The organism is Pseudonocardia halophobica (assembly GCF_050948485.1).
Taxonomy (GTDB): Bacteria; Actinomycetota; Actinomycetes; order Mycobacteriales; family Pseudonocardiaceae; genus Pseudonocardia; species Pseudonocardia halophobica.
Map to the genome: position 1 here is coordinate 20,652 of NZ_CP192046.1, position 23,542 is coordinate 44,193.

Genomic DNA, 23,542 nt, shown 5'->3' on the forward strand with positions numbered 1-23,542 from the left:
TCGACGCGGCGGACGTGGCCTTCGACAAACCCTGTCCTACCTGGTCACGAGGCACTCTTGCGGTGTCACCCACACCGCCGATCACTTGTGATGAGCCCGGGCTAGCGACGGTGACAGCTCAGGGCGCACGACGGCGATAACAACGCGCGTCGCTGACCAACCGCTCGACACAAGATCGCCTCGCCATCGACGAGCATGATCAGCAACCAGTGCAGCTCCACACGGACCGACACGCCGACTTCTGAAATGACGTCTCAGGGTCACGGTGCCCAGCCGTCCTGTGGTGGACGTTCGTCCTCGGTTCGCCTAGGTGACAGAACCTCACCCCGCAGCCCTCGTCGGTCAACGGACCGGTCGTCCTGACCCGCCTGCGGGAGGGCGCCAGCGCCTTCCCCCGGACCCTCCGGACGAGTTGATCGCGGCCCACGCAGTCCGAGATCATCGGCGGCTCGTGGGGTTGCCTGCTCCGGACCGCCGGTCAGCTGCAGGTAGAAGGCGGTCTTCATCCTCGGCGCCACGACCGCAGCTCCTCGTCAGAAAACCTCACCCCGTTGAGGTAGACATGCACGCACGGCTGTGTGTAGTCTGCTCCGCGTCGGACAGAAGAGAAGATGAGCGCGGGAGACGACGTAACTACCCGCGAGGCAACACCAGCAAGTCGCAACACCAGCAGGTCGCAACACTGAGGAGAAGGGAAAGCAGCTCACTGTCAGACCCGCTACCGGCCGCGTGGCCGGTGGGTATCGTCTCGTCGGAACGGAAGGTGATTCTCGGTTATTACGCGGATGCGTTTTCCCGCAGAAGTTGGTTTCAGTGTCCTGCGGGTCGAGAAGACCGACGTTCGAGTCGGTTGATGGTGTGAAGAGCTAACCCCTGGGGCCCCGGTGCGACTGCGCCGGGGCCCCTCGTCTGTGGAGGTGGAATGACCCGAGACCCGAAAGCCGCGGCTGACAAGTTCGACGACGAGCACTACCCCGCCTACACGATGGGTCGAGCGGCGGAGATGCTCGGTACCACGCCTGGGTTTCTCCGCAGCCTGGACGAGGTGAAGCTTCTCGTCCCGCAGCGTTCGCCCGGGGGACACCGTCGCTACTCCCGCTATCAGCTGCGGTTGGCCGCCCGGGTCCGGGCGCTGGTCGACGAGGGCACGGGCCTAGAGGCGGCGTGCCGCATCATCATCTTGGAGGATCAGCTCGAGGAGGCGCGGCGCATGAACACCGAGCTGAACCAGCGCGTCCAGGCGAGCGGGTTCACGGTGACCAGCGCCTCCGAATCGCCCTGATCCGGCGACACTGACCTCGACCAAGACCGCGCAAATGTTCGACCTGCGCAGCCGAGCCGCTCACCGTCGCGTCGCACGCCATAGGCGTCGAGTAGGTCTCGGGCAGATGGATGTCGTCGGTGGTCCCGAGCCCGCACCTGACGGCGGCCAGCGCGAGGCACGCCCGCGGCCAATCCGCTGGTCCTTCGCCGTGGGCGGCGGCGGAGTGTGTTGAATGGCGTGGGGACCACTACTCCGACCGATCAATGTGCTACTTACAAGATCAGGCAGCAGCTGCTGACATGGTCATGAAAATGGCAGCTACTGCTGGCGCAGCGTAGCTGAGAACCCCGCCGAAGCCCGATAGCGCCCCGTGCTGAGGGGTTGATCCGGCGACGGGAACTTTCCCTTCAGGCGACTTCCTCGCGGCCACGGGTCGCTCGTCGCCGGGTGATTATGGGCGTGACGCCCTCGAGAACCGACGGATGCCCACCGTGACGAGGTGGCCTCGGGGATGGCAGTCCGGCGGGCCCGTGGTTATCCCCTCTCGTGGTTGCCGGGAGCGCGCTGGTTCGTGTCGACCCACTGGTCGATTCGTTCCCACCACTGGTAGAGCCAGTTCACCTGGTCTGCTTCGTCTCGGGGTACTTCGCCGGCGGGTACTCGCCACCACCGCATGTGCACGGTCGTGTCGAGTGGCAGGGCGCGCCAGATGTCGGCGACGGTGAAGAGGTGGTCCAGCCCGGCGTGGGCGACCCACACGATGTCGGCGTCGGGTGCCGCGGCCAGTGCCGCGGTGACGCCGCCCGGGCGGGGAGCGAGGACATGGCGCATGGCTTCGGAGCGACGTGCCATGTCTTCCAGCCCGCGGGCGCGGAGCCGGGCGATACCGGCTGTCCGGCGGCGTTCGGTGAAGTTGCCGCCTTCGGGGAAGATCACGAATGCGTCGTTGTGGTCGAGGGCGGTTGCGAGGTCGGCGATGCGGCGTTCGAGATGTGTTCCGCCGCCTCCGGCGGGGATGAAGCGGTTCGGCAGCCGGTTGAGCATCACGTCGAGTGCGGGATCCCACTGCAGCCGCTCGGTCAGGATGATCCGGGGTTCCCGCGCATACCAGTTGACCAGCGCGTGGACGAGCAGGAAGGAGTCGCCGGGGCCGGCGTGGCGGCAGAACACGAGGAGGGGACGGTCGAGGTACTCGTCGGGATCGGGTCCTTCGATCTGGACCCGTAGCCGCAGTACTCGGCCAGCTTCCCGGTAGAGCGTGCGTAGGTACCAGCCCACGAGCTGGTAGTGCAGGTACTGCAGCAGGGGGGTGCGCAGGGCGAGGCCGAACCCGGCGGCGATCCAGAGTGCCAGCAGGGCGCAGAGCACGGCGCTCTCCATGACCAGCGCGGTGACGGCGACCCAGAGCACCCGGAGCGCGCGCAGCCGGCCCGGTAGGAACGGCGACAGCGCCGCTCCGAGCAGAAGCCACACTGGCAACGTCGTGAGTACGACGGCGGTGGCCAGCACGACTGCGGGCGCGAGGATCAGCCGCCGCACCCATCGTGGCGGAAGGTTCACGGTCGGCCCCGGTCGTCTAGTTGCGCTCGTAAGTAGTCTTTCGATGCCTGGTAGGCGGTGTCGATCCGCTCGGCGGACGCGGTGGTCGGTCGGTATCTGAGGGCCGCACGGCTGTCCCAGCGCGGTGCACCGGCCCCTCCGGTCGGGAGCACGTGCACCTTGACCTCTTTCGGCAGGGTGGCCAGGTCGCGGGTGTAGCGGTGTCGGCGGGCGATCTCGAATGCCACGAGCCCGACCTCCCAGGGGCGCCGAGGCGGGCGTAGCGGTTGATCGACGCGGCCTACGTGCAGGACGAAGATGCGCTCGGCGCCCAGTTCCACCGCACGGCTAAGCGGAATGCTGTTGACCAGGCCGCCGTCGTAGAAGTGGTGACCCTCGACCTGGGCGGGAGGCAGCAGCCCGGGAACCGCGGCCGAGGCGAGAACGGCGTCCAGGACCGGGCCCTGGTCGAACCAGTGCTCGGCGGCGTCTTCGATGCGTGCTGCGCAGCAGGTGAAGCGCACGGGGAGATCCTCGAACCGCAGGCCGCCAACCACGGCCGCCGCTGCCTGACGCAGCGGTTCCGGGGAGTGTGCGGCCACACCGCTGTGGGCGAGCGAGCGCAGCCGCCGCACTGTCCCCGCCGCGAACAGGCTCTGCGTCTGCGGTGAGGACCACAGCGCGCCGAGCCGGTCGGCGACCTCGTCGGGTGGAAGCGCCGCGAGTACGGCCCCGTTGAGTGCGCCGACCGAGGTGCCGACGACGAGGTCCGGTTCAACGTCGAATTCGATCAGAGCCCGCAGCATGCCGACCTGGACGGCGCCGAGCACGCCGCCCCCGCCGAGGACGACCGCCGTACCACCCCAGATGCCCACGTGCCGTCTCCTCTCGCTTCTCAGCCGGGCCGGCCTGGCTCCCGTGCCGGATCGAGCGCGAGCTCGGGCTGGCGGTCGAGTCCCGGTTCGTCGGGTCAGGTCTGTTCGGGTTTGCTGGTGTGCACGTCGCGGGGTTCGGTGTGCTGGTCGGCCTCGCTGCGCAGGGACAGGATGCGGAGTTGATCACGGCTAGCAGGCCGGTGGCGGTGGCGAGGACGACGGCCAGCGGGTTCAGTGTGACGGCGAACGTTCGCACCACCGACACGATCTCCCGCAGCGAGCCCTTACCGCCCTTCTCCAGGTCAAGGGCAACGATCGGGGTCAGGCCCATGCCGATGCAGGAGTGTGCGTACCGCACGACGGCGTCGGGTCCGTGGCCGATGGTGAGGCGCAGCAGGTCGAGGTGGCGGACCTCGCCGGCGACGATGGCGTCGCCCGGAGGCTGTTCGCCGGTGGCCCGGCGATGGTCGTTCGCGTTGCCCGCGGCCATGACCGCGCAGACCGTGCCGGTGTCACCGGCCTGCATGACCCCGTCGACGACCTCGTTGTAGCCGCCGTCCCCGCTCACTGAGACGATCAGCGAGCGAGGGATGCGGGCCGCGTTCCTGGCCAGGTCGCGGGCATGACCGGCGTGCTCGGTCGGACTCAGGTGAACCGACGTCCGCGGCAGCCGTCGGGTGAGAACGGCGCAGAGTCCCTCGGCCGGCTCCGCCGCGGATCCCGCGCTGTGCGGATTGAAGATCACCACGATCCGATCAAACGGGGAGTCGGTGATCACATGAGGGCTGCCCACGGCTTCGGCGGTCATCGGCTGCTTTCTGTAGTCGCTCGTGAACTGGAGCGTCCGGTCGAGAGCCGGAGGCGACGTGCCGGGCGGGAGGGTCAGCGCATCCGCCGCCAGAGCGCGCGGAGCGCCGCACCGACGCCGAGGACGACCAACAGCGGCAGCGGCAGACAACATCCGCAACCGCCGACCGAGACGTCGGCACCGCGCCGGGTACGGGTCGAGTAGTAGGGCACCGGCCCCCACATCCCGAACCGTCCGCGGCGCCGAGCGAGGCTCGAGGACCGGGGCCCGGGGTAGTAGGACCGCCCGGCGCGCCGGCCAAACAACGCACGGTCGAGGAGATACCGGCGCATGGCGGCGCCGAAGCGGCTCACCGGCGCCTCGCTGACTCGCCGGCGGTACTCCACGCCGCGAGTTCGGTGTACTTGCAGGTAGATGTCGGGACGGGTGTCCCCGCGGCCGACATCCGTTTGCATGACGTCTTCACAGCAGTCTCCCGGTCTGTTGCGGCACAGCTTCGCTCAGGCGGCTGATCAGGCAGCGGCGCGGATCTACGCGAGCGCGATCCTGCCGGATCAGCGGCGGTGGGAGTCCCGTTCGCCGTGTCCGGGCCAGAGCTTCGCCCCGATGGAGCCACCGAGCGCGCTGGCGAGCATGGTGAGCCCGAGACCGAGCGCAGCCCACCCCGAGGTCTCGCGGAGGTTCTCCGTGGCAGCCGCGACATCGACGCCGGCTCCCGCATTGCGCAGGTCCACGAACTGGGTGGCGACATCAGCGACGGATCCGAGCAGGGCGCCACCGCCGATCAGCGCGATGGCGAGCACGGCGATGACGGTCACGGCCCAGGCGACGACGCCGTTGACCATGCCGTCGTTGGCGCGATGCCACAAGGCCGACGCGCCGGCGGCCGCCCCGCCGAGGAAGAACGCGACGAGGGCCAGCACGCCGCTGACGATGGCGCGCACACTCGAGTCGGCGTTCTCGTTGAATCCGAGATCGAGCCAGCCGAGCGCGAAGAACAACAGCTGCAGGACGATGAAGACCGACAAGGTGGTCAGCGCGCCGGTCCACACCGCACCCCAGCGGATGCGGTCATGGCGGACGTCGGTGTTCGCCGGTCCCCTCCTGCCGTGCAGTGCGTCGACGGCAGTGCGTCCGGCACCCTCCTCGTCTTCGCTGTGTTCGCCGCTGGGGGTCGGTCCGACCCCCGTGGCGCCGGGGTCTGAGCTCGTGGTCATGGGAGTGCCTCTCGGGAAGGTCGAGCTCGCTCTGAGCGCGTGCTCGAGTGGCCGCGTTCCGGCGACCGGGTCGGTCGACCGGACGTGGAGGAAGTGGTCGGTGATCGCGCGATCAGGTCCGGGCTGCCAGGCGGGCGAGGCGTGCGGCGGTGGGCCATCGCACGTGATGGGCCCAGCCGAGCCTCTCGAGCCCCCAGATCACGCGGGCGGAGATGTCGACCTGGCCGGGTTCGACACCGTGGCGGGCACAGGTCGGGTCGGCGTGGTGCAGGTTGTGCCAGGACTCGCCCATCGACAGGATCGCCAGCGGCCACACGTTGGTCGCCTTGCCCGGGGCGGTCCAGGGTCGGTCACCGATCATGTGGCAGATCGAGTTGATCGACCAGGTGACGTGGTGCAGGACTGCGACCCGGACCAGTCCGGCCCAGAAGAACGCGGTGAGTGCGCCCCACCAGGACAAAGTGGCGACGCCCCCGATCACGGCCGGCGCGAGCAGAGTGACCACGGTCCAGAGCGGGAACTGGCGACCGATGCGGGCGAGGTCGCGGTCGGCGAGCAGGTCCGGGGCGAACCGGTCGGCGTTGGTGGTGGTGCGGTCGAACAGCCAGCCGAGGTGGGCATGGAAGAAGCCTCTGGCCAAGCCGGCGGGAGTGGTGCCGTGCAACCACGGAGAGTGCGGGTCGCCCTCCTTGTCGGCGAACGCGTGGTGGCGGCGGTGGTCGGCGACCCAGGTGATCACGTCGCCCTGCATCGCCATGCTCCCGGCGATCGCCAAGCCGTTGCGCAGGCCACGGTTGGCCCTGAACGCGCGGTGGGTGAAGTAGCGGTGGAAGCCGACGGTCACCCCGAGGCAGGACACCAGGTAGAAGCCGACGGCGAGCGCGACGTCGAGCCAGGACAGGCCCCATCCCCACGCCATCGGAACAGCGGCAACGAGGGCGAGCATCGGAACCGCGGTGAAGGCGTACACCAGCCAGGCTCGACCGCGGGGCTGGGCGTCACCGTGCAGCGGCTTCGTAGCCCCTACGCCGCTTCCTGTCCCGGGGGCCGAGGGCTCGCGCACGAACAGAGATGTGGTCACCCTGGAGGTGCTCCCTTAACGACGAACCACGGCCGCGAGGTGCGCCGTGCGTACTTCCGCCGATGCCAAGGGCGGGCGACGGCAGGTTCCCCCGCGGGAAACCGGCGCCTCCCACCACGGTTACCCGAGTTGAGGCGGTTCACGCTCGCCTCCACCTGATACCGCTGACAAATCCTTCTCCGCGCGACGGCTCCTCAGCCCAGCCTCGTGCGCCGAAGATCTAACCGGAGTTGCGTCCCGTGGCGTGGTGTAGATCGTGAGCGGCGGTCAGCTTGTGGCTTGAGGATCTCGTTCTCCACCTCAAGCCTCCGCTTCTCCTCACGGAGTTCAGCAAGTTCGCGACGTTCTGCCGTGCTTGGGCCGACCCGCTACTGTCGGCGCCCTCGTCGGCGTCGGCGTGGGCCATCCGGTTCCGCAGACACGATTCCGAGATCGACAGTTCCTTCGCGAGCACGGCGATCGGCTTGGCACCTGGTCCACCTCAGAAGAGGTGTCCGGTGCCAGGGGTCGACCTCACAAGTCGGTTGGGCGCTTGGGCGTGCAGTCCATGGTGGATGTTCCGGCACTGACGCTGGCCCTCGTCTCCACCACCGCTCACCGGCCTGGATGCTGAGGAGCCTGCTCGCGCACCGGCCGAGTGGTGCCCACCGTGTAGCCACGCACCGCTCGGTCCTCTCCGAAGGAACCGAGCCCGAGGACACCGTGCCGGTGCCGGGCGCGGACGACCCTGGAGGCGTCCGTCAGTCCACGGCTGCAGGTGCAGAGGCATGCGGGGCAGCGACGACGTCTGCGTAGCGGTCGCGGAAGGGAGCGCTGGCCGCCGGACCGGCGGCGAAGACGAACCCGTCGCCGTCGACCCGACGTCCGGTGGCGTCGTCGACGAGCACGGGCTCGACCTCCTGCCCGGTGGCGGCGTCGACGAGGATCATGCTGCGGTCGGCCGGATCGAGCCGCGCGTTCCCCCAGGCTGCGAGGGCGACGATCACCGGCCGCAGGGAGCGGCCGAGCTCGGTGAGGACGTACTCGTGGCGGACCGGGTTGGTCTGGTACGGCCGTTTCTCCAGGAGCCCGTTCTCGACGAGGGTCTTCAGGCGGCGGGTGAGCATGCTGGTGGAGATCTGCAGGTTCTCCTCGAACTGGTCGAAACGGCTGTAGCCGTCGAAGCAGTCGTGCAGGATCAGCAACGTCCACCACTCGCCGACGTACCCCAGAGCCGTCGACAGTGGGCACTCGCGGTCCTCGAGCCGGATCCTGCCCGCCACGGTTGACTCCCTCCGAGTTACTGCTACTGTCGAAGTCACTGACTTCTATTCTAGCAGTAGTGAGGGCCGATGACTGAGCAGGATCTCCTCGGACGACGCGCATTGGTCACCGGGGGCACGAAGGGCACCGGCGCCGCCGTCGCGCAGCGGCTGCGCGCAGCCGGTGCGGACGTGACGGTGACGGCGAGGTCCATGCCGGCCGGTCGCACCGATCCGTCGCACTTCATCGCGGCGGACGCGACGACTCCCGAGGGGGTGGGAGCCGTTGTCGAGCAGGTCGTGCGGAACGGGGGAGTGGACATCCTCGTGCACGTCGCGGGGGGTTCGCACGCGCCGTCCGGAGGTTTCGCCGCCTTGTCCGACGACCACTGGTGGGAGGAGTTGAACCTCAACCTCCTCAGTGCCGTGCGGCTCGATCGCGGACTGCTGCCCGGGATGATCGAGCGCGGCAGGGGTGCGATCGTCCACGTGACGTCGATCCAGCGCGCCATGCCCCTGTTCGACGCGACCCTGGGCTACGCCGCCGCCAAGGCCGGGCTGGCGACCTACAGCAAGGGCCTGGCCAACGAGGTCGCCCCGCGCGGCATCCGCGTCAACACCGTCTCTCCCGGGATGATCAGGACGACTGCGGCCGAGGCGCTCATCGACCGGATCGCACGGGGGCGGGGCATCGGCGCGGAAGCCGCCCTGGCGACCCTGACGGACTCCCTCGGCGGGATCCCGCTGGGCCGACCCGCCGAGCCCGCCGAGGTGGCCGAGCTCGTCGCGTTCCTGGTCTCGGACCGGGCCTCGGCGATCACCGGCGCGGAGCACGTCATCGACGGCGGCACCGTCCCGACCATCTGAACCCCGTCCCTGATCCGACCGCGACCCGGTCGTCACCCGACAAGGAGGATCATGACCGCCGTCACCGTCCCCCGGATCGTCCGCGAGTACTTCGAGCTCGCCTCCTCCCAGGACCACGAGGCCTACCTGGCGTTGTTCGCCGAGGACGCCCTCGTGGAGGACGAGGGCGGGGAGCACTCCGGCACCGCCGCCGTCCGCGCCTGGCGCTCGGGCGCCCCGCTCGTCACCCACACGATCACCGAGGTCGAGCAGTCCGCCGACGGACCGATCGTGACCTGCACGATCTCCGGCGACTTCCCGGGCAGCCCGTTCGCCGGTCTCCGGTTCCACTTCGAGGAGTTCGACGACGAGCAGGTGAAGGTGTTGCGCATCCGTCCGAAGGCCGGATGACGCTGCACCTCGCCGCGCAGCGCGGCCGCCCGGTTCTCACGCCCCCTGCCGTCGGCCTCCTGGTCCGGGTCACCGCGAGCAGGACGGCGTGCCCGGTCGTACCCTTCCCACCGGACGGGCGGGAGGAGTGGACCCGTGGAACCGTTGACCTTCGACAGCAACGACGTCGGCCTGGTCGAGGCGACCGTGAGCAGGTTGTACTCCCGGATGCGCATCGGCGCGGTCGGCGAGCGCACCCGCGCGCACATCACCCGGCGCGTGATGGCGCCCGAGATCAGCTTCGACGATCTCGACTACAGCTTCGACATCGGCTACTCCGCCGAGCCCCAGGGGCTCATGATCATCTGCGACGTCGTCTCCAACACCATCCGCAGGGAGGGCGAGGGCGGCGACGAGGTGTTCGGCCCCGGCGACCAGTTCCTGATCAGCCGGCCCGATCTCCCCTACGCCGGGGTCGCCCACGCCACCCGCCTGCAGTTCACCCTGATCGATCCCGCCCTCCTGACCCGCGTGGCGGCGACCGGGAAGGCGGATGAGGCAGACCCGGTGCGCGTGCTCGACCACCGGCCGGTCTCGCGAGAGGCAGCGCTGCAGCTGCGACGCTCCATCGCCTACGTGCGCGACAGCGTGCTGGACGCTCCCGACGCGGCCCAGGCGCCGCTGGTGGTGTCCACCGCGAGCCAGTACCTGGCCGCGCGCGTCCTCCAGACCTTCCCCACCACCGCCGTGTCCACGCCGAGCACCGCCGACCGGCACGACGCGAGCCCGTCCACCGTGCGCCGTGCCGTCGCCTTCATCGACGCCAACCCCGATCTCGAGCTCACGCTGACCGACATCGCCCGCGCCGCCTGTGTCACCCCCCGCGGCCTGCAACTCGCCTTCCGGCGCCATCTGGACACCACACCCATGAGCTACCTGCGCCGCGTCCGCCTCGACCACGCCCGCGACGAACTCTGCGCTGCCACCGCCGACGACGGCCGCACCGTCGCCACCGTCGCCGCACGGTGGGGGTTCACCCACTCCCGGTTCACGCAGCAGTACCGCAGCGCCTACGGCGAGCTCCCCAGCCGCACCCTGCGCGACGGGATGATCACGACGTCCCGGTCGTCGGCGTGAGGACGTCGGCTCCTACCGGAGGTTGATCTCGGCCCAGACGGTCTTGCCCCCGGGTGGGTGGGGCACCTGGCCCCAGGTGCTGGCCAGGCTCTGCACGATCAGGAGTCCGAAGCCACCTGACCCTGGTGGCCTCCTCGTGTGGTCGGCGACGGTGGCCGCGTGCGGGCTCCGGTCGTCGATCTCCATGCGGAGGACCCTGCCGGGGACGAGGTGCAGGCGGCACTGCCCGGCAGGTGCGCCGTGGGTCAGAGCGTTCGTCACCAGCTCGGTCAGGATGCTCAGCGCCGCCGTGATCGCCGGTTCGGGAGCGGCGGCGTCGGTGAGCAGCTCGTGAACCCACTCCCGCAGGTCGGCGAGGATGTACGGGTCGACGTCGCCGAGCTCCACGGACACGACTCGTCCCCGGGGCTGCACGACGGTCCGCCTCCCCTCCTCGCCGATGGGGCGAGGGCGGGATTACCCGTCACCGGCGTCTCATGCAGAGATGACCAGGTTCTCGGTCTCGCCCAGGCCGGCGATGTCCAGGATCTGCCGCACGGCGTCCCCGGGGCGGAGCAGGACGAGGGTCTGGCCGGCCGCGCGCAACCGTGGCAGTGCGTCGAGCACGACGTGACATCCGGCGGCGGCCAGATGCCGCACCTCGCTGATCTCGACGGTCCGCGTGCCGTGGTCGATGGCGGCGCGCAGGACGGCGCCGAACCGGTCGGCGTTGCTGATGTCGATCTCCCCCGAGATCGTGAGCGCCTCGGGGTCGCGGCGGGCCGCGAACCTGATGTCGTCCAGCGCGGTGTGCGTGCCCACCACCTGCTGCAGGGCCGTGGGCGTCTCCGTCGAGGTGTCGTAGTGGCACAGCACCGTGAGCGGGTTCGCGGCGGCGAGCCGGGTGAGATCGAGTTCGTGGGCCAGCATCGCCACGGGGTCGGGCGTGATGGTGCGCAGCGCCGTCCCGTCGCACACGATCGCCACCCCAGGGTGGCCGGCGTCGCGGGCCTGCTCGATCAGCTCGAGGTGCCAGCCGCGCAGCGCGGCCGGCTCGCCGGCGGTCTCCGCGTGACAGCGCGCCGCCTCGACCAGTCTCACCCGACCGGAGGCGAGCACGTCGCCGCCGAGCAGCGCGGTGAGCCGGTGGCGGACGGCCGGGTCGGACTCGGCGTACTTGTAGACGAGCTGCCTGCCCCGGCTCAACTCGCGGGCCATCCAGGCCCCGACGCGTTCGTCCTCGGTGCGCCGGGACCGGTGGACGAGCGCGCTGTGCGGCCCTTCGAGCCAGTGAGTGGCAGGGGTCGGGCCCCGGCCGGTGTCGGCCGTCATCGTGCGCCGATCACCGATCGTGATCGGGGTGCCGTGCACACCAGGTCTCCCTGCGATTCGTTTGTGGCGTCCGTTCTCGAACCCGTCGAGTCTCCTCGCCCGCAGCGGCAGGGTCTGCACCGTGGACGAACGACCGCGTGTCCGGGCTGTGCGGAATACGAAGGCACGTCCCCGGAACGACGCCGGGTCGCACGCGCATGACGAACGCCCCGGTCCGCCGCGGGTGCGGCGGGCCGGGGCGTTCGGACGCCGGGTCAGCGCAGGTCGAACCGGTCCAGGTTCATGACCTTGTCCCAGGCCTTCACGAAGTCACGGACGAACTTCTCCTTGGCGTCGTCGGCGCCGTAGACCTCGACGATGCCGCGCAGGATCGAGTTCGAGCCGAAGACCAGGTCGACGGCGGTGGCGGTGCGCACCACGGTGCCCTGGGCGTCCCGGGCCTCGTAGACGCCCTCGGCGTCCTTCGACGTGCTCCACTCGACCCCGAGGTCGAGCAGGTTGCGGAAGAAGTCCTGCGACAGGACGCCCGGCCGGTCGGTGAACACGCCGTGCTGCGTGCCGCCGGTGTTGGCGGCCAGCACGCGCAGGCCGCCGATCAGCACGGTCAGGTCCTTCGCCGAGAGCTCGAGGTTGTAGGCCCGGTCGACGAGCAGCGTCTCCGGCTCCAGCTTCACGTCCGGGGAGATCCAGTTGCGGAACCCGTCGGCGCGGGGCTCGAGGTACTGGAACGTGTCGACGTCCGTCTGCTCCTGCGACGCGTCCGTGCGACCGGGGGCGAACGGCACGGTGACCGTGACGCCCGCGTCCGCGGCGGCCTTCTCGACGGCGGCGGCGCCGGCCAGCACGATCGTGTCGGCGAGCGAGACGGGCTTGCCGAACGCCTGGCGGACCTCGTCGAGCTTCGCGACGACCTCGGCCGTGCCGGCGTTGACCGCCCAGCTCGCCTGCGGCTCGAGGCGCAGCCGGGCGCCGTTCGCGCCGCCGCGCTTGTCCGTGGTGCGGAAGGACGCCGCCGACGACCAGGCGGTGTGCACGAGCTGCGACACCGTGAGGCCGGAGGCGAGGATCTGCTTCTTGAGCTCGGCGGCGTCGGACTCCGACAGCAGCTCGTGCTCGACGGCCGGGACCGGGTCCTGCCAGAGCTGGACCTCGCTCGGCACCCACGGGCCGACGTAGCGCGAGACCGGGCCCATGTCGCGGTGCAGCAGCTTGAACCAGGCCCGCCGGTAGGCCTCCGCGAACTCCTCGGGGTTGTCGCGGAACCGCTCGGAGATCTTGCGGTACTCCGGGTCGGCGATCAGCGAGAGGTCGGTCGTCGCCATCATGGGCGGGTTCTTCTTGCCCTCGATGTGCGCGTCGGGCACGAGCTCCTGGCCCTCGGCCTCCTTGGGCTTCCACTGCTTGGCGCCCGCGGGGCTCTGGGTGAGCTCCCACTCGAAGCCGAACAACATGTCCCAGTAGCCGTTGTCCCACTGGGTGGGGTTCGGGGTCCAGGCGCCCTCGAGGCCGCTGGTGACGGTGTCGGCGCCCTTGCCGGTGCCGTTCTGGTTCTTCCAGCCGAGGCCGCCGGAGAACACCGGGCAGCCCTCCGGCTCCGGGCCGACGAGGTCCGGGTTCCCGGCGCCGTGCGCCTTGCCGAAGGTGTGGCCACCGGCGATGAGGGCGACGGTCTCCTCGTCGTTCATCGCCATCCGGCCGAACGTCACGCGGATGTCGTGGGCCGTCGCGAGCGGGTCCGCCTCGCCCTTCGCGCCCTCCGGGTTGACGTAGATCAAGCCCATGGTGACGGCGCCGAGGGCGCCCTCGAGCTCGAGCGGGGTGTCGCCGCTGTAGCGCTCGTCGCCGAGCCAGGTGTCCTCCGGGCCCCAGAAGACCTCGTCCGGCTGCCACACGTCCGGGCGGCCGAAGGCGAAGCCGAAGGTCTCGAAGCCCATGTCCTCGTGGGCGACGTTGCCGGCGAGCACCAGCAGGTCGGCCCAGGACAGGCTGCGGCCGTACTTCTGCTTGACCGGCAGCAGCAGGCGGCGGGCCTTGTCCAGGTTGCCGTTGTCCGGCCAGCTGTTGAGCGGCGCGAAGCGCTGGGCGCCCTCGCCGCCTCCGCCGCGGCCGTCGTGCTGGCGGTAGGTGCCGGCGGCGTGCCACGACATGCGGATGAACAGCGGCCCGTAGTGGCCCCAGTCCGCGGGCCACCAGTCCTGCGAGGTGCGCATGACCTGGACGATGTCGGCCTTGACGGCCTCGAAGTCCAGCTGCGAGACGGCCTTCTTGTAGTCGAAGTCGTCGTCGCCGAGCGGGTCGGACTCGCGCGAGGTCCTGGTCAGGACGGACAGGTCGACCTGGTTCGGCCACCAGTCGCGGTTGGACCGCGGCCGCTGCCCGGTGTGCGCGGTCGGGCCGGCGAGGGCCGGGTTCTCGCTCTCGCTGCGGCTTGCGGTGGTGTCGGTGCCCTGCGGGCTCGCCGAGGTGTCGCGTGGCTTCGGGTCGGTCACGTCAGGTCCTTCCTCACGGGGAACGCCGGTCCCGGAGGGCCGGCCTGGTGGTGGGTGCGGTCTGGTCGGTCGGAGGGCGCGCTCAGCGGCCCGCGGGCGGGGACTGGCAGGCGGGGCAGAGGCCCCAGTACACGACCTCGGCCTCGTCGATCGCGAAGCCTCCGTCGTCGGCGGCGGTCAGGCAGGGGGACTCCCCGACGGCGCAGTCGACGTCCCGCACCGTGCCGCAGGAGCGGCACACGAGGTGGTGGTGGTTGTCGCCCACCCGCGCCTCGTAGCGGGCGACCGATCCGGCCGGCTGGATGCGGCGGACCAGACCGGCGTCGGTCAGGGCACGCAGGACGTCGTACACGGCCTGGTGGGACACCGACCCGAGCCGCGCCCGGGCCGCCGCGAGCAGGGTCTCGGTGTCGGCGTGCGGGTGCTCGTGCACGGCCGACAGCACGGCCCTGCGTGGTGCGGTGACACGCAGCGCCGCCTCGCGGAGGGAACGCTCGATCTGCGCGCGGCTCGGCACGACGACGATCCCACCACGAAAAGCTGACTGGATCAAGTCCAGAAGAGTGGTCTCCGCGTGCTGTCACCGGGTGGTGGTCGGCGGCGCCGACGGTGCGGCCTGCTGAGGCAGGTCGTAGATCTGGTCGACCGCCGAGACCAGCAGGGCGTTCGCCGTCTGCCGGCCGTCGAGCCCCACGGTGAGGTTGCTCCAGATCACGAGCGTGACGTCGTTGCCCGGGTCGTGGCCGGCGAAGAGGTTGTAGCCGGGCATCTCGCCGAAGTGGAAGTACATGGTGGCGCCCGGGGTGAAGGCCTGCCGCTCGATGCCGTACCCGTACTGGGGCGCGGTCGCGGGCTGGCCCGGGGCGGGTTGCGGGCTGTCGAGCCACTGGCGCTGGACATCCGCGTCGAACACCCCGCCGCCGACGAGAGCCTTGATCCAGGCGGCGAGGTCGTCCGCGGTGGAGATCGCACCCCCGGCCGCCGTGGCGTAGGACGAGTTCTGGTGGGTGTAGTCGGTCGGTTGCAGCGTCCCGGCCCGGGCCGCGGCCTGCACGTCCGGCGGGTACTCGCTGTCCACCATCGCGTAGGCGGAGCCGCCGTACATGTAGCCGTGGGAGGACGGGTCGGGGATCGACGTGTCCGTGCTCGTCGGGAGCGACGACCGCGCCAGGCCGAGCGGACCGAACAGGCGGTCCCGGAAGGCCTGCGCCAGCGGCCTGCCGTCGACCTTCTCGACGATCAGCCCGAGGAGGGCGTAGTTGGTGTTGCTGTAGTCGTAGCCGGCACCGGGCGGGAACAACGGCGGGTGCGCGAAGCCGATGGCCAGCACCTCCTGCGGCGTCCAGACCTTGTCCGGATCCGCGTCGAGGGTGGCCGCGAACCCCGGATCGTTCGTGTAGCCGTAGAGGCCGCTGCGCATCGACAGGAGCTGGGCGACGGTGATGTGGTCGCCGTCGGGCACGCCCTGGACGTACGTCGACACCGGGTCGTCGAGGCTCAGCTTGCCCTCCTGGGCCAGCTGTATGACCACCGCCGAGGTCAACGTCTTGGTGATCGAGGCGATCCGGACGTGCGTGTCCGGGCCGGGCGGCACCTCGGTGCCCCGCTCCGTCGTGCCGACGGCCGTGGTGAAGGCGCCCTGCGGGGTGCGGACCTCGACCAGCGCACCCGGGATCATGAGCTCGCGGACCGTCGCCTCCACCGCGGCCCGGAGCGCGGCCGGGTCGATCGTCCTCACCGCGGAAGGTCCGGCCGACGTCGTGGTGGCCGCCGCCGCGGCCGGGGCGGTCGCGGCCGGGGCGGCGTTGGCCGCGCAGCCGGCGAGCAGCAGGACCGTGCAGGCCGCCAGCGAGACACGGCCACGCAAGGATCGACATCGCCCGTCACCAGGACGCATGGTCTTCTCCGACGCTTGGAGGGGCTCGCGGGTGGTGGTGCACGAACGCCCGACCGGCATCGCCGGGGACCGAACCGCGTCGATCCCATGCTGTGGCACCCGAGGCACCGCCACAGCCGCCGGACGGACGAGCCACGATGGGTGCGGTCCCGCGGACTGCGCGTGGTGGACGGCCCGGGAGCGGGCCGGGGGATGATGGAGGGCGGGGAGAGGAGGGGAGCGTGACCGAGGAGGAGCTGGTGGTCGAGTTCGCGCTCGCCCGCCTGGACAACCCCGCGCTGGACCTCGAGGAGATCGCGGCGCTGGTGGTGCGCCGGGTCGGGCCCGAGCGCATGCTCCAGTTCGCCTCGCAGAACCTCGCGACCCGCGGCGAGCTGCGCGGCGCGCTGTTCGAGTCCGCCGTCGAGCACGTCCTGCGGGTGGTCCTGACGTTGCGCGACGGCGCCGGCGACTGAGCTACCCGTCGGTCAGGTCGTGCTCCGGCAGGGCGCCGAGGGACTCGAAGGCCGAGCGGTAGGCGCCGGCGTCGCCCCGCTCGGTCCAGCGCGCGAGCTGGGCGGCCGAGCGTCGGGTCGTCAGCAGACGCGCCAGGTCGAAATCCGAGGCACGGATCAGCACCGGGGACTCGTCGACGGTGCCGGCGGCGGTCCACTGCCACGTCTCGCCGACGAGGGCGACCGACGGCCCGTCCGGCAGGCGATCGGCCAGCCGCCCGGCGAAGCGGTCCCGGATCGCGTGCAGGCCCGGGGTGTCGCGGGCACCGGGAGCGTGCAGTGCGCCGCGCAGGTCCTGCTCGTGGATGATCACGTCGCCGAGCGGTCGGGCGCCGTGGTCGCGCATCCACCCGCGGAGCGGCTCGGCGACCTCCTGCCACTCGGCGACGAGCTCGGTGACGCTGTGCCCGCGCCGCTTCTCCACCTGGGCGGCCGTCCACGTCTCGTTGTGGTCGTCGGGCTCGTCGCCGGCGACGACGTCCGCGCCGAGACCGACCATGTGCGAGAACAGGTCGCGCACCGTCCAGTCCGGGCAGGCGGGCACCCGCACCTCGGGATCGGGCGCCGCGGAGACGAGCGCCACGACCCGCTGCTGCGCCTGCGTCCACTCGTCGATCGGGTCCACGCCCGGGAGCCAACCACCCGGACGAAGGACGCGCGAGAGGAGATGTCGAGGGCGGGGCACCGGCTCCGACCACTCCCCGACACCCGCGAGGCCAGTACGGGAGGACCCGATGGACTTCGACCGCCACTGCACCGAGATCGTCACGCAGACGGACCTGCTCGTCCGCGACGCCGGCGGCGCCGACCTGCGCGCGCCCGTGCCCTCGTGCCCGGGCTGGACCCTGGGCGCGCTCGCGCGGCACGTCGGCGGCGGCCACCGCTGGGCCGAGCAGATCGTCCGGACCCGCGCGACGGCGTTTCCCGACGACACGATCGTGCGGGACGTCCTGGGCGACGACAGCGGGCCCCTCCCCGCCGACGACCTGCGCGAGGGCGCCGAGGGACTGGCCGCCACCCTGCGCGCCGCCGGGTCGGGCACCGAGGTCTGGGGCCCCTTCCACTTCCGCAGCACCACCTTCTGGGCCCGGCGCTTCGCCCACGAGACGCTGATGCACCGGGCCGACGCCGCCCTCGCCGCGGGCACCCCGTTCGCGGTCGAGCCGGAGGTGGCGCTCGATGCCGTGGACGAGTGGATGGAGCTCGACGTCCTCCCGCAGCACTTCGATCTCCGTCCGGAGAAACGGGACCTGCTCGGCCCCGGCCGCACGCTCGCGCTGGAGGCCACCGACCGCGACGCCGCGTGGTTCGTCGACCTCACCGGCCCGGTCATCACCTGGCGGCGGGGGGCGGGGGAGGCCGCCGTGACGGTCCGGGCACCGCTCACGGACCTGCTCCTGCTGATCTACCGGCGGCACGACGGGGCGGGCCTGGAGGTCTCGGGCGAGCCCTCGTTGCTCGATCTCTGGCTGCACTACGTGGCATTCGGGTGACAACCCGCCGTTCGGCGCCTCCGGGTGACCGGCCGCGGCGCGGGCGTTTCCGTGTGGGTGTGCGGGCGTTGGACCCGATGCCCGGTCCTCGACGGATATCCACTCACGGTGATCGAGCAACCCCGGAGTGTGTGTGGGCGTCTTCCCCTCGGAAGCCACCACACCGACACGAGGAGCGGCAGGGCTTGGGTACGCGGCGCTTCGCATCAGCCACCGGTCGACGCACCGGCACACGCAGGGCGGTCCTCGCGACCGTCGTGGCCGCGATCGGGCTCGGCGGCGCCCTGGTCGCCGGCCCCGCCTTCGCCGAGTCGCCCGCCGCGCAGCGGGCGCACGCGGAGCCGCTGGTGGAGGGCACACCCTGCTCGGTCTCGGCCAAGGCCTGCGTGGACCTCGAGTCCCAGCAGGCCTGGCTGATCCAGGACGGGAAGGTCACGCGCGGCCCGGTCCGCATCTCGTCCGGCGGCAACGGCCAGGAGACCCCGATCGGCCACTCCCTGCGCGTCTACCGCAAGGAGAAGGACCACCTGAGCCAGGAGTCACGGCTGCCCAACGGCGACCCGGCCCCCATGCCGTGGTCGGTGTTCTTCAACGACGGCGGCATCGCCTTCCACTCCGGCAGCCCGGACCGGTCGTCGGCCGGGTGCATCCACCTGGAGCCCGCCGACGCCGAGGCCTGGTTCACCTATCTGCAGATCGGCGACATGGTGCAGGTCGTCAAGGCGTCGGAGGAGATGGCGGCGCGCAACCCGCAGCCGGCCCCGGCCCAGCAGTAGCGCCGGCACGGAACTGGTCCGGACACGACAGCGGCCCGGCCCCTCCGGGCCGGGCCGCTGCTCCGTGGGATCAGCCCGCGCCGACCGCCACCGCATCGGCGGGTGCGGGGCGCGTGCGACGGCCGCCGACGAAGCCCGTGCCGTAGGCCACCGCGATGGCCGCGGCCACCACGAGGTCCCAGCTCAGGCAGGCGATCGTGTACGGCTCGGGCGCGAAGGCCCGGCCCGGACCGATGTTGTGCAGCACGATGTCCCACACCGGGTGCAGCGCCCAGGCCGCGGCGAGCCAGTACGGCGAGCGCCGGACGCCGAGCACGGCCATTCCGCCGTAGACCAGGATCCCGACGACCTCGGCGGCCAGCCAGGCGCCGCCGGCGTCGCCCTGGGCGGCGAACACGACGTAGAACACGGCCGCGGCGATCAGCACGGCGGCGAGCAGGATACGGCCGGCGACGTCGCGGACGTAGCGGGACAGGGCGATGCCGACGAGCGACCACAAGGCGCCGCCGACGGCACCCTCGACGAGCAGTTCGACCACCATGATCGGTTCCTTTCGGGAGTGGCGGCCGGGCGTGACGCGCCCGGCGGCGAGGGAAGGGGAAGGGTCAGGACCGCGCCGGGCAGTGGCCGGTGTACTCCGCGCGACGGAGCAGCATCGCCGCGGCCATCGCGGGCAGCATCAGCACGTGACCGCCGACCATGACGGTGTCCGCGGAGATCAGGCCGGCCCACAGCGGCGGGAACAGCACGAGGAACGGCAGGTACATCGAGGCGGCCATCTCGAGGGTCGCCCGCCACCCGTGGCCGCGGAACCGCATCCACGCGCACATCGCGACGGACATGTTCGTGGCCATGATCAGGACCGCCGGCTCGGTGGCGTGGAGCACCGGGGTCCAGCCGAGGGCGTCGCCGGCGAGGGACCACAACGGGCCGAGGGCGACCATGCCGACGATCATCGCCACGACCATCTCCAGGTAGTGGCGGACGAAGTGGCCGGTCGGGGTGGTGGGGCGGAGCAGCGTCTTCACGAGGGTCTCCCGATGTCGAAAGGCGGTGGAGGGCGGGCGCGGTCAGGGCGCGCAGCGGTGCCCGGCGCGGGCGACGGCGGCGCGCACCCGCTCCGGGGCGGCGGCACCGGACACGCGCACGGTCCGGGCGGGCAGGTCGACCTCGACGGCGGTGACACCGGCGACGTCGCCGACCCCGGCGGAGACGGCGCGGACGCAGTGCTCGCAGGTCATGTCCGGCACCCGCAGCTCGAGTACTCCCACGGCGACGATCCCTCCTCCGGTCGCGTCCGCGGTTCGGACGCCTGGGAGAAGGGTCGGCGGGGCCGCTGTCCGGCCGCTGTCCCCGCGCTGTCCGGGCCGGTCAGGTCGGGACAGGTCCCGCGGTCGGGTCAGTCGCCGCAGCTCAGCGGGTCGGGGCTCGTGCGGCGCCCGTCGGCGAGGGCCTCGGCGAAGGCCTGCTCACCGAGCGCCGTGCGCGCGCCGGACCGGGCGCGGTCCGCGTCCTCCTGCTCGACGGCATCGGCCGGGTGCGCGGTCCGGTCCCGGTCGGCCGCGGACGCTCCGAGCAGCCGGGCGGCACGGGCGGCGTCGCCCCGGGCGACCGCGACGCAGGCCAGCCCCTCGAGGGCGGCGGGTCGTGCGGCGGCGCCGCCGAGCTCGAGCGCCCGGTGGTGGGTGCGCTCCGCGGCGGCGAGCTCGCCGGACAGCTCGAGCACGTGCCCCAGCTGAACGGCCAGCGCAGCCGCGAGCCCGCCGATGCCGGCGGCCGCGAGGTGGTCGACGGCCGCGGTGAGCACGGACCGGGCGCCGGCGAGGTCGCCGCGGCGGCGGGCGTCGATGCCGCGGACCAGCGCCGCGAAGTCCGCGCCCGGGCCCGCGCCGAGCCGCCGCGCCGTGTCCTCGGCCTCCGCGCACCGCTCCAGGGCGCGGTCGCGGTCGCCGAGGAGCAGGGCGCAGTAGGCCAGCTCGGCCTGCATCCACTGCAGGGTCAGCAGGAGCCCGAGCTCGGTGGCGAGCCGGGCCGACCGCTCGATCAGCGGCACGGCCTCGGCGGGACGCCCGGACAGGCGCACCGCGGTGCCGTGGTGGCCCAGCACCGCGGAGTGGCCCCAGCGGTCACCGAGGCCCGCGAAACCGTCCGCCGCCCGGACGGCGAGCCGCTCGGCCTCGGCGAGCGGGACGGATCCGGTCCGGAACCCGATCTCGGCACGGACGAAGGTGGTCAGGGCGAGCCCCCACTCGTCCCCGGCCCGGTGCAGGGCCTGCTCGGCCGCGGTCAGCAGCTCCTCGGCGCCGGCCGGATCGGTCCCGGTCACGCCCTCGACGGCCAGCAGGATCCGCGCGTAGGTCGCGGGCCCGACCGCGCCCGCCTCCTCGGCGGCGGCCAGGCTCACCGCCGCCTCCTGCGCGCACCGCGCACCCGGGTGCACCACGCACGCGCCCGGGCGCCACACGAGCGATGCCGCCTGGTGGGCCACCGCGCGCGCCGCGGGCGAGCCGACCACCACCCCTTCGGCTGCACCGAGCACTGCGTCGACGACCCGCCGGCCCTCGTCGTGGCGGCCGAAGTACCACCACCAGCCGAGCGCCCCCACCAGCCGCAGGGCGACGTCCGGGGCGTCGGCGACGTGGTCGAGCGCCCAGGCCAGCGCCGCGTCGACGTTGTCGCGCTCGGCCCGCAGCCGCGCGAGCGCGATGTGCTGGTCGCGGCCCCGCAGCCGCGGTGCGGCGGCCTCGGCCACCGCGAGCACCGCCTCGGCGTGTCGACGGGCGAACACGGGCCGCTCGCCGGCCTCGTCGAGCCGGCGCGCGGCGTAGGCGCGCACGGTCTCCAGCATCCGGAAGCGGCCGTCGCCGCCGTGGGCGTCGACGACCAGCGACCGGGCGACCAGCCGGCCGAGCACGTCGAGCACCGCCCCCGCCGGCAGCGGGTCGCCCGCGCAGGCTGCCTCCGCCTCCTCCAGCGTCCAGCTGCCGCGGAAGACGGCGAGGCGCCGGAACAGGACCCGCTCCTCGTCGTCGAGCAGGGTGTGGCTCCAGTCGAGCGTCGCCTGCAGCGTCCGGTGCCGCGCGGCCGCCGTGCGCGGACCGGCGGTGAGCAGCGCGAAGCGGTCCGACAGGCGCTCGGCGATCCGGTCCACGGGCAGCACGGCGACCCGGGCCGCGGCGAGCTCGAGCGCCAACGGCAGCCCGTCGAGCCGGCGGCAGATCTCGGCGACCGGCCCGAGCGTCGAGTCGTCCAGGACGAAGTCGGGACGGGCCGCCCACGCCCGCTCGGCGAACAGCCGGACCGCGTCGTTCGCGGCCAGCTCGTCCGGGGCCGCGCCGGCCGGCGGCACCGGCAGCGGACGCACCGGGAGCTGCACCTCGCCGGGCACCGCCAGCGCCTCCCGGCTGCTGGCCAGCACGTGCACCGACGGGCACCCCGCCAGCAGGCGTTGCACCAGCGCCGCGCAGGCGTCCACGACGTGCTCGCAGTTGTCGACCACGAGCAGCAGGCGGCTGCCGCGCAGCGCCCCGACCAGCCGTTCCGCCGGATCGACGGCGGCGTCGCCGGCCAGCCCCAACGCGTCGACGACCGCGGCCGGAACCCGCGCCGGGTCCTCCACCCCGGCCAGCTCCACCAGCACGACGCCGTCGGGGAAGCCGTCATACACGGTGCGCGCGGCCTCGGTGGCCAGCGTCGTCTTCCCCGCCCCGCCCGGGCCGGTCAGCGTGACCAGCCGCCGGTCCCGGCACAGCTGCGCCACCCGCTCCAGCTCCTCGCCGCGCCCCAGCACGGCGGTCAGCCGCGCGGGCAGCGGCGCGTGGGGACGGGGCCGGGCGACGGCCGGCGGGTCGAGGTCCGGATGCCGGCGCAGCACCGCCTCGTGCACCGCCTCCAGCTCGGGGGACGGATCGAGCCCGAGCTCGTCGGCCAGCGCGCGCCGCAGGTCGGCGTACACCGCCAGCGCCTCGGCCTGCCGTCCCGCGCGGTACAGGGCGGTCATCTGGTGCGCGCGCAGCCGCTCCCGCAGTGGGTGAGCGGCCACCAGCGGCTCCACCTCGGCGAGGACCTCGGCGTCCCGGCCGACCGCCAGTCGTAGGCGGGCACGCTCCTCGACCGCCGTGAGCCGTAGCTCCGCCAGCCGGGCCTGCTCGGGACCCGCCCAGCCCTCGCCGGGGAACTCCGCGAAGGGTTCGCCGCGCCACAGCCCGAGCGCCTCGGTGTGGAGCGCCTCCGCCCGGTCCGGGTCGGCGCGGCGGGCCTGCTCAACCAGCTCGGCCGCTCGGAGCGCGTCGACCCGGGCGGGCTCGAGATCGAGCACGTAGCCCAGGGAGCGGGTCACCACGACGCCGGCGGCGCCTGCCGCCGCGAGTGCCCGGCGCAGCTTCGAGACCCGGGTCTGCAGCGCGTTGGCCGGGTCGTCCGGGAGCTCCTCACCCCACAGGTCGTCGATCAGCCGGGCGGTCGACACGACGGTGCCGGCCCGCAGCGCCAGCAGGGCCAGCAGGGCCCGCTCGCTGCTGCGGCCCACGTCGCGCTCGCTCCCGTCGACCACGACCGAGACCGGGCCGAGCAGTCGTACCTCGATCACCCGGTCCGCCGCCCCCGGCGCGGGCCCGTCAGCTCGGAGCGCACGGCGTCAACCAATCACGTGACGGCTCTCCGGCGCGAGCGTCGCGCCTCACAC

General features: G+C 72.4%; 24 protein-coding genes. 7 read left to right on the forward strand and 17 right to left on the reverse strand.

What is annotated here, in order from left to right:
* The first annotated feature begins 922 nt into the window (after nt 1-922).
* Nucleotides 923-1,282 carry a MerR family transcriptional regulator gene (locus ACQP04_RS00090; protein WP_433505064.1) on the forward strand — a complete coding sequence of 120 codons (360 nt, stop codon included), beginning with the start codon at nt 923-925 and terminating at the stop codon, nt 1,280-1,282.
* 516 nt (nt 1,283-1,798) lie between these two features.
* On the opposite strand, the gene ACQP04_RS00095 is transcribed toward ACQP04_RS00090, so the two are convergent.
* The 7 genes from ACQP04_RS00095 to ACQP04_RS00125 all read right to left on the reverse strand — a co-directional run bounded on the left by ACQP04_RS00095 (nt 1,799) and on the right by ACQP04_RS00125 (nt 8,046).
* Nucleotides 1,799-2,824: a 1-acyl-sn-glycerol-3-phosphate acyltransferase gene (locus ACQP04_RS00095; protein WP_433505065.1), complete on the reverse strand. Its 1,026-nt coding sequence runs from the start codon at nt 2,822-2,824 to the stop codon at nt 1,799-1,801.
* Complete coding sequence (locus ACQP04_RS00100) at nt 2,821-3,678, reverse strand: patatin-like phospholipase family protein (protein WP_433505066.1); 858 nt, start codon at nt 3,676-3,678, stop codon at nt 2,821-2,823. Before ACQP04_RS00100 ends, ACQP04_RS00095 begins: the two co-directional genes overlap by 4 nt.
* A complete protein-coding gene (locus ACQP04_RS00105; RefSeq protein WP_433505067.1) occupies nt 3,578-4,486 on the reverse strand; it encodes an acylglycerol kinase family protein in 909 nt (302 codons plus the stop codon). Before ACQP04_RS00105 ends, ACQP04_RS00100 begins: the two co-directional genes overlap by 101 nt.
* A gap of 74 nt (nt 4,487-4,560) precedes the next feature.
* A complete protein-coding gene (locus tag ACQP04_RS00110; protein ID WP_433505068.1) occupies nt 4,561-4,839 on the reverse strand; it encodes a hypothetical protein in 279 nt (92 codons plus the stop codon).
* A 201-nt stretch (nt 4,840-5,040) separates the two neighbouring features.
* Nucleotides 5,041-5,538 carry a hypothetical protein gene (locus tag ACQP04_RS00115; protein ID WP_433505069.1) on the reverse strand — a complete coding sequence of 166 codons (498 nt, stop codon included), beginning with the start codon at nt 5,536-5,538 and terminating at the stop codon, nt 5,041-5,043.
* A 277-nt stretch (nt 5,539-5,815) separates the two neighbouring features.
* The gene (locus ACQP04_RS00120; RefSeq protein WP_433508509.1) at nt 5,816-6,712 is read right to left on the reverse strand and encodes an acyl-CoA desaturase; all 897 of its coding nucleotides are present in this window, start codon (nt 6,710-6,712) and stop codon (nt 5,816-5,818) included.
* A gap of 812 nt (nt 6,713-7,524) precedes the next feature.
* On the reverse strand, nt 7,525-8,046 hold the full coding sequence (locus ACQP04_RS00125; protein WP_433505070.1) for a winged helix-turn-helix transcriptional regulator: 522 nt from the start codon (nt 8,044-8,046) through the stop codon (nt 7,525-7,527).
* Nucleotides 8,047-8,115: 69 nt separating this feature from the next.
* Here ACQP04_RS00125 and ACQP04_RS00130 point away from each other — a divergent pair, with 69 nt between their 5' ends.
* The 3 genes from ACQP04_RS00130 (at nt 8,116) to ACQP04_RS00140 (ending at nt 10,398) form a co-directional block, all read left to right on the forward strand.
* Nucleotides 8,116-8,892 carry an SDR family oxidoreductase gene (locus ACQP04_RS00130; protein ID WP_433505071.1) on the forward strand — a complete coding sequence of 259 codons (777 nt, stop codon included), beginning with the start codon at nt 8,116-8,118 and terminating at the stop codon, nt 8,890-8,892.
* 51 nt (nt 8,893-8,943) lie between these two features.
* Entirely contained in the window at nt 8,944-9,282 is a 339-nt protein-coding gene (locus ACQP04_RS00135; RefSeq protein WP_433505072.1) for a nuclear transport factor 2 family protein, read from the forward strand.
* A gap of 135 nt (nt 9,283-9,417) precedes the next feature.
* Complete coding sequence (locus ACQP04_RS00140; RefSeq protein ID WP_433505073.1) at nt 9,418-10,398, forward strand: helix-turn-helix transcriptional regulator; 981 nt, start codon at nt 9,418-9,420, stop codon at nt 10,396-10,398.
* Between the two features lie 12 nt (nt 10,399-10,410).
* Here the strand turns inward: ACQP04_RS00140 and ACQP04_RS00145 are convergent, their stop codons facing one another.
* The 5 genes from ACQP04_RS00145 to ACQP04_RS00165 all read right to left on the reverse strand — a co-directional run bounded on the left by ACQP04_RS00145 (nt 10,411) and on the right by ACQP04_RS00165 (nt 16,065).
* Nucleotides 10,411-10,791, reverse strand: coding sequence for an ATP-binding protein (locus tag ACQP04_RS00145; protein ID WP_433505074.1), 381 nt, complete (start codon nt 10,789-10,791; stop codon nt 10,411-10,413).
* An 81-nt stretch (nt 10,792-10,872) separates the two neighbouring features.
* Nucleotides 10,873-11,748 carry an MEDS domain-containing protein gene (locus ACQP04_RS00150; RefSeq protein WP_433505075.1) on the reverse strand — a complete coding sequence of 292 codons (876 nt, stop codon included), beginning with the start codon at nt 11,746-11,748 and terminating at the stop codon, nt 10,873-10,875.
* Between the two features lie 215 nt (nt 11,749-11,963).
* On the reverse strand, nt 11,964-14,198 hold the full coding sequence (gene katG / locus ACQP04_RS00155) for a catalase/peroxidase HPI (RefSeq protein WP_433505076.1): 2,235 nt from the start codon (nt 14,196-14,198) through the stop codon (nt 11,964-11,966).
* 82 nt (nt 14,199-14,280) lie between these two features.
* Nucleotides 14,281-14,751, reverse strand: a complete 471-nt coding sequence (locus ACQP04_RS00160; protein ID WP_433505077.1) for a Fur family transcriptional regulator — start codon at nt 14,749-14,751, stop codon at nt 14,281-14,283.
* A 27-nt stretch (nt 14,752-14,778) separates the two neighbouring features.
* Complete coding sequence (locus tag ACQP04_RS00165) at nt 14,779-16,065, reverse strand: serine hydrolase domain-containing protein (RefSeq protein ID WP_433505078.1); 1,287 nt, start codon at nt 16,063-16,065, stop codon at nt 14,779-14,781.
* 251 nt (nt 16,066-16,316) lie between these two features.
* On the opposite strand from ACQP04_RS00165, the gene ACQP04_RS00170 reads away from it, so the two are divergent.
* Nucleotides 16,317-16,550 carry a hypothetical protein gene (locus tag ACQP04_RS00170; protein WP_433505079.1) on the forward strand — a complete coding sequence of 78 codons (234 nt, stop codon included), beginning with the start codon at nt 16,317-16,319 and terminating at the stop codon, nt 16,548-16,550.
* Nucleotide 16,551: 1 nt separating this feature from the next.
* Here the strand turns inward: ACQP04_RS00170 and ACQP04_RS00175 are convergent, their stop codons facing one another.
* Nucleotides 16,552-17,214: a maleylpyruvate isomerase family mycothiol-dependent enzyme gene (locus ACQP04_RS00175; RefSeq protein ID WP_433505080.1), complete on the reverse strand. Its 663-nt coding sequence runs from the start codon at nt 17,212-17,214 to the stop codon at nt 16,552-16,554.
* Nucleotides 17,215-17,323: 109 nt separating this feature from the next.
* Between ACQP04_RS00175 and ACQP04_RS00180 the strand changes: the two genes are divergently transcribed.
* Together ACQP04_RS00180 and ACQP04_RS00185 are read left to right on the forward strand one after the other, a co-directional pair.
* Nucleotides 17,324-18,082, forward strand: coding sequence for a maleylpyruvate isomerase family mycothiol-dependent enzyme (locus tag ACQP04_RS00180; RefSeq protein ID WP_433505081.1), 759 nt, complete (start codon nt 17,324-17,326; stop codon nt 18,080-18,082).
* Between the two features lie 185 nt (nt 18,083-18,267).
* Complete coding sequence (locus ACQP04_RS00185) at nt 18,268-18,858, forward strand: L,D-transpeptidase (protein WP_433505082.1); 591 nt, start codon at nt 18,268-18,270, stop codon at nt 18,856-18,858.
* Between the two features lie 70 nt (nt 18,859-18,928).
* Here the strand turns inward: ACQP04_RS00185 and ACQP04_RS00190 are convergent, their stop codons facing one another.
* The 4 genes from ACQP04_RS00190 to ACQP04_RS00205 form a co-directional block, all read right to left on the reverse strand.
* Nucleotides 18,929-19,399, reverse strand: coding sequence for a DUF6010 family protein (locus ACQP04_RS00190; RefSeq protein ID WP_433505083.1), 471 nt, complete (start codon nt 19,397-19,399; stop codon nt 18,929-18,931).
* Between the two features lie 64 nt (nt 19,400-19,463).
* Nucleotides 19,464-19,886 (reverse strand): hypothetical protein, encoded by a 423-nt coding sequence (locus tag ACQP04_RS00195; protein ID WP_433505084.1) that lies wholly within the window; start codon nt 19,884-19,886, stop codon nt 19,464-19,466.
* Nucleotides 19,887-19,928: 42 nt separating this feature from the next.
* Complete coding sequence (locus ACQP04_RS00200) at nt 19,929-20,129, reverse strand: heavy-metal-associated domain-containing protein (RefSeq protein WP_379563101.1); 201 nt, start codon at nt 20,127-20,129, stop codon at nt 19,929-19,931.
* 128 nt (nt 20,130-20,257) lie between these two features.
* Nucleotides 20,258-23,446, reverse strand: a complete 3,189-nt coding sequence (locus tag ACQP04_RS00205) for an ATP-binding protein (protein WP_433505085.1) — start codon at nt 23,444-23,446, stop codon at nt 20,258-20,260.
* Nucleotides 23,447-23,542: the final 96 nt, after the last annotated feature.